This is a genomic window from bacterium (assembly GCA_009926305.1).
GTDB lineage: Bacteria > Bdellovibrionota_C > UBA2361 > UBA2361 > RFPC01 > RFPC01.
Genome location: RFPC01000096.1, coordinates 1 through 8,273, shown reverse-complemented (window position 1 = coordinate 8,273; position 8,273 = coordinate 1). Strand labels below are relative to the sequence as shown.

The window sequence follows — 8,273 nt, the reverse complement described above, 5'->3', positions numbered from 1 at the left end:
GCGGTAAAGAGACGGGTCTTTGGTGCGTAGTGGATTTCCCATGACAGAGTGTTAATCGGAGGAGGTCGTCCTATCGGTGCGTCATCCAATGAAAAAAAGATGGTGGTACTTGAGGAGGGGAGTCGCATCGGTTCGTCATTTAATGAAAAAAAGATGGTGGTACTTGAGGAGGGGTACTTGAGGAGGGGCATGTTAGTGAACGTGGAGTAAGGAGTGTTCTCTTTTGCTATTTACATTCGTTAGGGTCGTCTTCTCCAAGGGGAGAGTTTGAAGAGGTGCATGGTAAGAGGTATTGAGACGCCTCGAGCGCAACTTGTCCTCGTGACTGGCTGACCTTTTCTAGTGAAAGACCAATACCGAGAGCTACCGGGAAAAGGAGCGCAATCCCAAGGACGTACTCGATAACGGTCGAGCCTCGCTCGCTGTGAAAAGTCGAGCCTCGCTCGCTGTGAAAAGTCGAGCCTCGCTCGCAGTGAAAAGTCGAGCCTCGCTCGCATTCAGAATGCTTATCTCCCTTCAGTGCGCTGAATACCCACTTGCCTTTCTGTGAAGTATGTTTCATCAGTTTCCTCCTCAAAAACCGTTGTAGAATACATGCTCCCCTTATTCCTACACACACAAAACTCTTCTTTTCAACTCTCTCTTTCTCTCCTTGCGCTTTATAGTGAGACTCGAAGGTCAAATAATAGAGAGTTCATGATTCCTCTGACCTCTTCTTCAATGCTACGCGGTTCATCACGAGTAAGTAGATCGAGATAGAAATTTTGAAAACACTGATCAGTATTATACTCAGCGGGATACGAATATGAGCCAAACTGCGCGGGGGGTCTTCGTGGGCACTCGCTGCTTACATACTGCGGATATGGTGGGCTAGAAGTAATTTGTGCTGGCGCTATCCGAACAACGGCATTACCAAGAAAATCTACTGGAGGAGTTGTCATGCACTGTCCCCCTGTAAAATTCACACAAAATGTTTCTTGTAGATCTTGAAAAACATCATCGATGACGTTGCCCGGTCCGAGGAATGTCCCTTCGTCTTCGGGACCTCGAGCGAAAAAGATCACTATTACCCGTCTGCCTTGCTGGTTGAGACGCGTCACCTCTCGCTGGATATTTCCGCGGTAGCTCTGAATATGGCTGGGAGCTCCAATAGTACTAGGCAGTCGCTGATTCAGTATGAGAATGACATCAGCGGGATGATAGCCTAGTCCAAGAGGCCGAATATCCTGGTTTTCTATCTGTACGGTTTTAAACGTAGCGGTGGGATTGGATTCTTTATACTGCAGGGGACCAGCTTTCTCATAGCCAGTGTCCTGAGCACTCGCATATCGAAGGAAGCTCGTGATGTCAGGTATGACGTTGTCATTGGGATTAAGGAGCTTTGAGGGATCAGCAGGACGTTCGCAATTTCCAGCTCCTCCACTCTTATGTTGAACACATCGTTGTTCTACTCCCATGAACCGAACAACTTGACTGAGACCGAGTGTCTTTGAGATGCCATCATTGCCGTACTGACCATATGGGATAGAGCTAGGAACTAATTGGTGAGCTGTGCTCTTTGACTGGTAGTGCGCAGGTTCATATGACATGCCTCTATTTGAAACATCTGAAAACTGAAAGTATGGCGTGGCACTCTCAACGCCATTAGTAGTCGAGTTGGCGTGAAAACAGCTTCTGAACTGCTCTATATACCAGCCATCTTCTGGTATACATCCGTCTCCATCCTTGAAATTACAACGCAACTCTCCATTTGTTTTTCGGCGATTGACGAAGGGGAGAATCATGCCATTGGTGGGATTGCTTGCAGAGTTTGGAAATGGATCTTCACCGGGGAGCTTGACTATCGTCGGACGTGTAGGCGATCCATCATCACCAAAAGAGTGGACTATTCCAAATTGAAATGTATCACGGAGTGAACCGAGTCTACTCATCTCTTCAACTAATAGTTGAATGAACAGATTTCTAGCTGCAATCCACGGCGCAAAGCATCCTGAAATGAGCGCTTGTCGAAAATCAGGTGTAGCAGGTGCGTCGAGGGGATACATCGGCTGTTCGGGACGGCTGAAAGAACCTCGAAAAATCTTATTAACATCGAGGGGGTTACTACCAGCTGGAGGACTGGATTTTTCGAATCCAGAGTAGGTCTGCGAGCTTGAAGCTGGATTTAGTGTGCTGGAATAATTCGCAGGATACGAGAAGCTTGAATTTTCCAGGGGAAGGGTCATTGCCTGGGGAGCAATGCCCAAAATGTAAGAGGGACGACCCGAGGAGTTAGGAACATCCTCAAGAGCTATTTTGTTTCGATGTGAGATGGACAAAAAGGCTTTCCCTTTGCCTGTAACAGAGGTGATTCCATCAATCTTTAAAAATACAGTATCACTTGCTACCTGTATAGCCATTCCGAAGTGCATTCCGTGCTGGTCCCTGTCCCAAAAGCCTGCGGGCACGAGCCCTTGTGGTACAGTACTCTCAACATCGAGATAGACAAGGCAATCAGCGTCGTTGACTGTTGCTGGACAGATAAGGTTGGTATTAAAAGCCGTGTTGAAATCAGCAAAACTCATCCGCGCACTCCCACCATGAAGGTCGTCTCCTTTTACCTGAGGCGGAAGGGTATTTGAGATTGCAGGGAAAACAGCAATTACTTTGGTAATTTTAAATCGGGCATCTTCGTCTATGAGCTTTCCGTCCGCCGGGAGTGTATTGACTGCTGTTTGAAGAGCAGAGTATCCACTCGTAACAAGGAAAAGGTCTTTTGCATAAAAGATGGCTTTATCGGCTGTATGTTGTGCGAGAAGGTTTGCTTTATGGGAAGTGACGTTATCGAACGCAAAGATAGTAGCGAAAATAATAACCCCTAGAATACTCACGCTAATGAGTACGAGTGCTGAGCCCTTTTCAGAAGAGTAAGAGTTTCTTTGTGCCCTACAGACTCGAGACGCTTTCATCCCTGTTCTCCCCAACCATCAAAAATTACCGATCGCTGCTGGCGAAAGGTGATAGGTGAGAGATCCCCACCATTGGGGTCTAACAACCTCAAGAGCGAGTTTATCATGTTGAAAATGAATCCGTCAGGTATGTACTCGCAACGAATACCCGCAAAGCGTGCTCTCGCTGGCTTGGTTGTTAGAGTACTTGTTTGTCCTGGGCTGACATCGGCCCATGGAGGAGGGATGGGGAGGCAGAGTAAGCAGCCGGGCTCCTGACAGGGGGTCTTTACATGTTCTCCAAGACTTTGACGAACGATACCTATAGAATAGACCATGCTGATAAGGTCTTCTTTTTCGAGTCCCATCAACTCTGGAGCGGGGGCTGGAAACTGAGATGCATCCTTTAGAAAATCATTATAACTATCTCTCCCTGAAGTGCTAAATGCCGCGTCTTCTAGGTCTTTCGAGGCAAGTAGCGATTTTAGTCGTTGTGAGGCATTGCCGGTAGCATGAAAGCTTTCGATCTCTCGAAACACCTCAGTAGATATAGGTGAGTTTGCTCTTGTAGCAGCAATTCGAACTGAGTTCACAGCGGTTACTATAGCTGCTCGTGCGGACATAAGGTGAGCAAAATACATGACAGCAGAGAGAAGTATGAGTAGGACTGGAAGAGCCATGGTAAGCTCTATTAGTGCTCCCCCATACTGACGTTGATAACATCGGTATTGTTGGGAGGCTGCCCACAGAGTAGGCTCTTTGAGCGGCAATCCGCAGCCTTGGTGGAGAGCGCCACCCAACCAAGGAGAGGCGCCATATGTTTGACTGCTTACCCGAGTTATTTCCACAAAACCTCTTTAAAGTTATTTCGAATTGTAACTCAGTACGTTTTCGAAATGCTTCCCACCCGTGTTTATTTATCGTACTTTTTAGCCTATCTGTTTCAAAAAAAAGGAAATAAGAACATTTTATGTTTTTTTTTTAGGATATTTTTGTAGGTAACAGCTTTTTTCGAGAAATTTTAAAAAATGTGCATCATGCACATTTATTTCGGCCATAACACGGTAGCGCTATGTTCAGAACGCAAGCTAGTGGTTTTTTGTCATGGAAAATAAAGAGTGAGGGTTTATGGTTAGGTTTGTTTCGCAAAATACCGGGTTCGACACGTCTTCTCATGGTGGATTTTGTGAGGAGATATACGAGAAAGAATGTGTTATCCAGTTCCAGAGTGTGGCGCTGTCGGTGCAGCGAGTACTCAGTACGGTCATATACGTAGCTATAGCGCTGGCTCCATTTTTTACCCTTCAGTCACAGGTCGAGGCTCAGGGACTCTGTTCATTGAATGCCTCAGCGGTTGCGACGGAGAAAATCGGACAGTTGGTCGAGTCACCGTCTCAAAATGGATCTCTGTGGGCTTTTGGTAAGAGCATTCTACAACATGGCTCGTATGTGTACACCAGTGATCCATTGACGCGAAAGGTGTTCAAACTCTCGCCGGATATGCTAGAAGCATTTCATTCCACAACGGCACCTTTGTGTGGAATAGTGAATACCTATCAACAACCAAGCTCTTCAACAAACCTTGGAAAGGCGTTAGCGGCCTATACTGCGCCAAGTGGTGAACAATACCTTGTTGCAAGTGATACAACTACGCAACAGCTCACTATATTTGATGCAACCGGAAGTAATCTTACCTATTTAAGGACGGTTAATCCTCCTTCCTCATCACAGTGTGCAGGAATCGGTACTCAGTGTACTGTAGGGAAATTTGGATATTCAATGAAGGTGGTAACGGCAGGTCCTCAGCAGTACCTCGCAGTTTCAGCGCCAGAGACCTATGCGATTTCTCCTAACGATAAGCTAGGGACGATTTTCTTATACTCCTTAAGTAATCTGCATGATATTCAGAATAATCCTACTCCGATGCCAGTTGCGGAGATGACGGCCGAGGTAGTTATGAATGCAGTAGGCAATCTTGACGGAGCGTATAATAATTTCAGCCTTCAGCACGATTATTTCTTCGGTTTGTCACTTGATGCCGTTGATGTCAATGGTGATGGTACGGATGCCGTTCTCGTAGGAGCCCCGGGAACGCAAGATCCAAAGAATGGTGCCGGTAAGGGAATGGTATATGTCGTGCACCTTCAGCTAGCTCCAACTGGTACTTTGATGCATTCGGGCGGAGTAGTGCAGGTGCAAGCCGATCAGATAAAAAATGCATTATTTATAACGGATGATACTCCGCAACTGCCAACAGGTTCTTCTGATACGGATAGTTTTGGATACGTTGTGCGAGGAGTTAGAGATAGCGAAACCGGAAAAGTATTTGTCGCAGTCAGCGCTCCTACTCGAGTTGGTCGAATTTATGGTAATCCAAGTGTCCCTGCGGGTACTCAGGTCGACAATTCTGGTGGAGTAGCACTGTATCGGATGCTCCCAAGGGAGAGTTCTACTTGGGACCTTTTTGAACCGGTCACTTTGTATGTGAACAGAGAGGCCCCAAATGCTTTCGCTGGATTTGACTTCGATATGACACTCCGAGATTATACGGACACCTCAGTGCGAGCGATTGAGATTATGACCCTTGTCATAGCAGGTTTTTATACCGACGCTGGGATTACCGTTGCGCGTACTGCCGCTTTACTACATCCCGACGGAACAACAACATTCTTTAAAAACGACGAAGCCGCAGTATCATTTCTCAACAAGCCAGACCTTATTTGTATACAACCAGGTTCTTCTGGTTGTCTGGAATGGGCCCTTGGAGATCAGAGTAGTATTCGAGTTGTTTCAAATCAAATTGATTCCAATGAAGATGGTGCTTCAGAGTACGTGCTTGCCAATCATGACTTTGAACGCTCTGCTCTCAATACCTTTCGGGGACCAATAAGTTTTAATGCTGCTAATCCCTACTGGCAGGTAGTATCAGGGCAGCCAGCATGTATTTGGGATGATGCTGGTGACCATCCGACAAATGTGAATCTTACCTCGAATACATATTTGCCTCCATCAGGACCGGTGGCCGGTATTAATATGTTTTCCACTACCACGGGTACACCACCAGTGCCAGGACACCCTCTAAATGCAGAGATCTTCCTCATTGACTATCAAGCGTCAACATGTGCCGAGAACCGTTTTGCAACTACTGGTTCGATGACCCCAGAGGTGTATCTTCGTGGTGGTATGCCAGGGCCAACGGCTAATATCTCCCAGCCGGAGTGCCCATACAGTGAAACAGATTACTTTGCGAATCCTGGACGTGAACCACTGGCCCTGACCTTTAGTGGCCCGTTCCAATGCAATCCGGCAAATCCAACAGTGGCGTCAGTAACAATCGATGTGAGTTTTGTATTGCCAATCTGGCTGTCAACCATTGGAGCAATTCCATTCACTGTTGAGTTCATTGCTCAATCAAATGATGGATGGCTTATTAATGGTGCGGCTATTCAGGGTCAGTACTAGGGTTTTAAAGAAATGTTTACAGAGGCTTTTATGAAAAGAGAAGAAAAAAGTGTTATTCAGCGGTTTCTAGTCGTTTTAATGGTAGTAATGCTACTTGTTACACCGAGTCAAGGTGAGGCTGATTCACCTAGTACAGGTTCTCGAAGTCAGAGTGATGTGAGCGGGCAAGGAAAATCACCTCATGAAGGATCTATTTGTTTGCCTGTACAAATAAAGGATTCGGCTTTAACCCTTGGAGATGTCCTGTATGGAATTCGCCAGAATCAGAATGCTTCCAACGTTCCCACTGCGAGTCTGTTTTATCGCCTCCTAGAAGAAGACGTGAGTCTTGCACCCGGGCAGAGGATGGTGAGCTTTTTGGTTGGAGATGATGGATTGCCGATAAAAGCGTTTTCTGAATCGGATTGTGGAGCGAACCCTGGGTCGGGGAATGGTGGCAGCCAAGCAGGAATAGATCCGATTGAATTTTAAGGAGTAAGGTATGAGAAGCAAAGCACAGCAAGATGCAGGTAGCACCCTACCAGGGTTTGCCCTCTTTCTTTCTCTTTTTATGGTTCCGGTTTTAACGGCTGTTCAATCTGAGTCGATCTCAAGAGTGGTGGAGTTCTCTAGTCCGGAACTGTATCTCCCGTATAGTTACTCTGAAACGGTGAGAACGGTTCATGGACTTAAGCTCGCACCCATATCTGGTTCATTTCAGAGGCTCTCAGACTCAGAGTTAGAAGATGCTGAAGTGTATCTTGATCAGAAACAGGATAATGAGGTGCAACCAGGGAAATACTGTTCGTATATCTTTCGGTATGTAAGGAGTGGGTCAGCATGCAGTGGGGAGCTCATTCATGAAGGGAATAGTACTTATGGCGCCTCTGGATCGTGTCAGCAATCAGCAATATCGGCTTCAATGGTACAAAAGTGTAAAAGTGTGATTGCTGATATGAAGGGTTTTCTTCCACCTACAAGCTGCGGGCAGGAGTTCGTCTGTCAGATTAATATTGAACAGGCAGCTGACGTGGATAGTTACACTGTTGTCCCTCTCGGCCAAGTCAGTGCAGATCAAACGCTACAGCTCTAATCGCCCCTCTAGTAATCAGGTACCAGCTTCTTTTTATGATAGAGGATTGCAGAAGCAATCCACTGCATTTTTCTGTTTGGATTACGCGAGTTCCAGTTCTTCACATTGTGAAGCTTTTGTCTTACAACAGAGAAAAGCGATTCGATCATATTGGTAGAATCAAGGCTCTTCCGGAGGTCGAGAGGAACTCCAAGTTTATGAAGGGTCAGGAGCTCATCACCTGCTTCATCGAGCGAATTGGCAGCTTGCTCACTGGTTTGCATGAGCCAAGACTTAAGCTTCTTTAGCTCTCCCTGAGCGTCGCTGTAACGGTCAAGGTTCATCATACGATTCATTCGGAGATGAAGCTCTTGGTGTTTCTCTTGAGGAAGGTATCCTTCTAGGTTTCTGAGCTTGTGAAGCCAGCAGCGTTGAATGAGCACGGCACTCCCAAAGACGTCTCGCACGGCCTTGCTGAGAGCTTTTGAGCCGTCAAGGACACACAGCAGCCTTTCGCAGTGCAGCGAGAAGCCTCGCTCCAGAAGATTCTGAAGGAGATCGGTTACGACTTTTGAGTTCTCACTGCTCCCATCAATAAGCCCCACTGGGATTTTCTCTAGCTCATGAGTTTAGCGAGTGAACGCACTACCACCCGCGCCCAAATTCGAAGCACATCCGCTCAGAGAGTGCTGGGAAAACTTAAATAACTAACTTCTAAGAAAGATGGTGCCTTCCTTTGAGATCCCAATTTGGGATCTCAAAGCTACAACCTCTCGATCTTCTAACTGAAACATGAAATCTGTGGGGAATCGGTCTTCATTGCGCTTCACGGC

At 46.6% G+C, this 8,273-nt stretch carries 8 protein-coding genes; 3 read left to right on the top strand and 5 right to left on the bottom strand.

Annotated elements, in window-relative coordinates:
* Positions 1-226: 226 nt before the first annotated feature.
* From EBR25_11640 to EBR25_11630, 3 genes are read right to left on the bottom strand one after another with little or no spacing between them, the layout of a single operon-like run.
* Positions 227-682 carry a hypothetical protein gene (locus EBR25_11640; protein ID NBW41635.1) on the bottom strand — a complete coding sequence of 152 codons (456 nt, stop codon included), beginning with the start codon at positions 680-682 and terminating at the stop codon, positions 227-229.
* Positions 660-2,948, bottom strand: a complete 2,289-nt coding sequence (locus tag EBR25_11635; protein ID NBW41634.1) for a hypothetical protein — start codon at positions 2,946-2,948, stop codon at positions 660-662. The genes EBR25_11640 and EBR25_11635 overlap by 23 nt, the downstream gene beginning before the upstream one ends.
* Entirely contained in the window at positions 2,945-3,775 is an 831-nt protein-coding gene (locus EBR25_11630; protein ID NBW41633.1) for a pilus assembly protein, read from the bottom strand. Before EBR25_11630 ends, EBR25_11635 begins: the two co-directional genes overlap by 4 nt.
* Positions 3,776-4,055: 280 nt before the next feature.
* On the opposite strand from EBR25_11630, the gene EBR25_11625 reads away from it, so the two are divergent.
* Genes EBR25_11625 through EBR25_11615 form a run of 3 tightly spaced genes read left to right on the top strand, consistent with a single transcriptional unit; the run spans position 4,056 to position 7,461 of the window.
* Positions 4,056-6,389, top strand: a complete 2,334-nt coding sequence (locus EBR25_11625; GenBank protein ID NBW41632.1) for a hypothetical protein — start codon at positions 4,056-4,058, stop codon at positions 6,387-6,389.
* Positions 6,390-6,419: 30 nt separating this feature from the next.
* Positions 6,420-6,860, top strand: a complete 441-nt coding sequence (locus EBR25_11620) for a hypothetical protein (protein ID NBW41631.1) — start codon at positions 6,420-6,422, stop codon at positions 6,858-6,860.
* Between the two features lie 10 nt (positions 6,861-6,870).
* Positions 6,871-7,461, top strand: coding sequence for a hypothetical protein (locus EBR25_11615; GenBank protein NBW41630.1), 591 nt, complete (start codon positions 6,871-6,873; stop codon positions 7,459-7,461).
* An 8-nt stretch (positions 7,462-7,469) separates the two neighbouring features.
* On the opposite strand, the gene EBR25_11610 is transcribed toward EBR25_11615, so the two are convergent.
* Both EBR25_11610 and EBR25_11605 read right to left on the bottom strand, forming a co-directional pair.
* On the bottom strand, positions 7,470-8,051 hold the full coding sequence (locus EBR25_11610) for a hypothetical protein (protein NBW41629.1): 582 nt from the start codon (positions 8,049-8,051) through the stop codon (positions 7,470-7,472).
* A gap of 96 nt (positions 8,052-8,147) precedes the next feature.
* A partial coding sequence (locus EBR25_11605; protein NBW41628.1) for an ORF6N domain-containing protein occupies positions 8,148-8,273 on the bottom strand: 126 nt, incomplete at its 5' end.

What these genes read in the sequence shown, in the direction of transcription:
- EBR25_11615 (NBW41630.1), top strand. Translation starts at nt 6,871, where the DNA reads ATGAGAAGCAAAGCACAGCAAGATGCAGGTAGCACCCTACCAGGGTTT.
- EBR25_11625 (NBW41632.1), top strand. Translation starts at nt 4,056, where the DNA reads ATGGTTAGGTTTGTTTCGCAAAATACCGGGTTCGACACGTCTTCTCAT.
- EBR25_11635 (NBW41634.1), bottom strand. Translation starts at nt 2,948, where the DNA reads ATGAAAGCGTCTCGAGTCTGTAGGGCACAAAGAAACTCTTACTCTTCT.
- EBR25_11620 (NBW41631.1), top strand. Translation starts at nt 6,420, where the DNA reads ATGAAAAGAGAAGAAAAAAGTGTTATTCAGCGGTTTCTAGTCGTTTTA.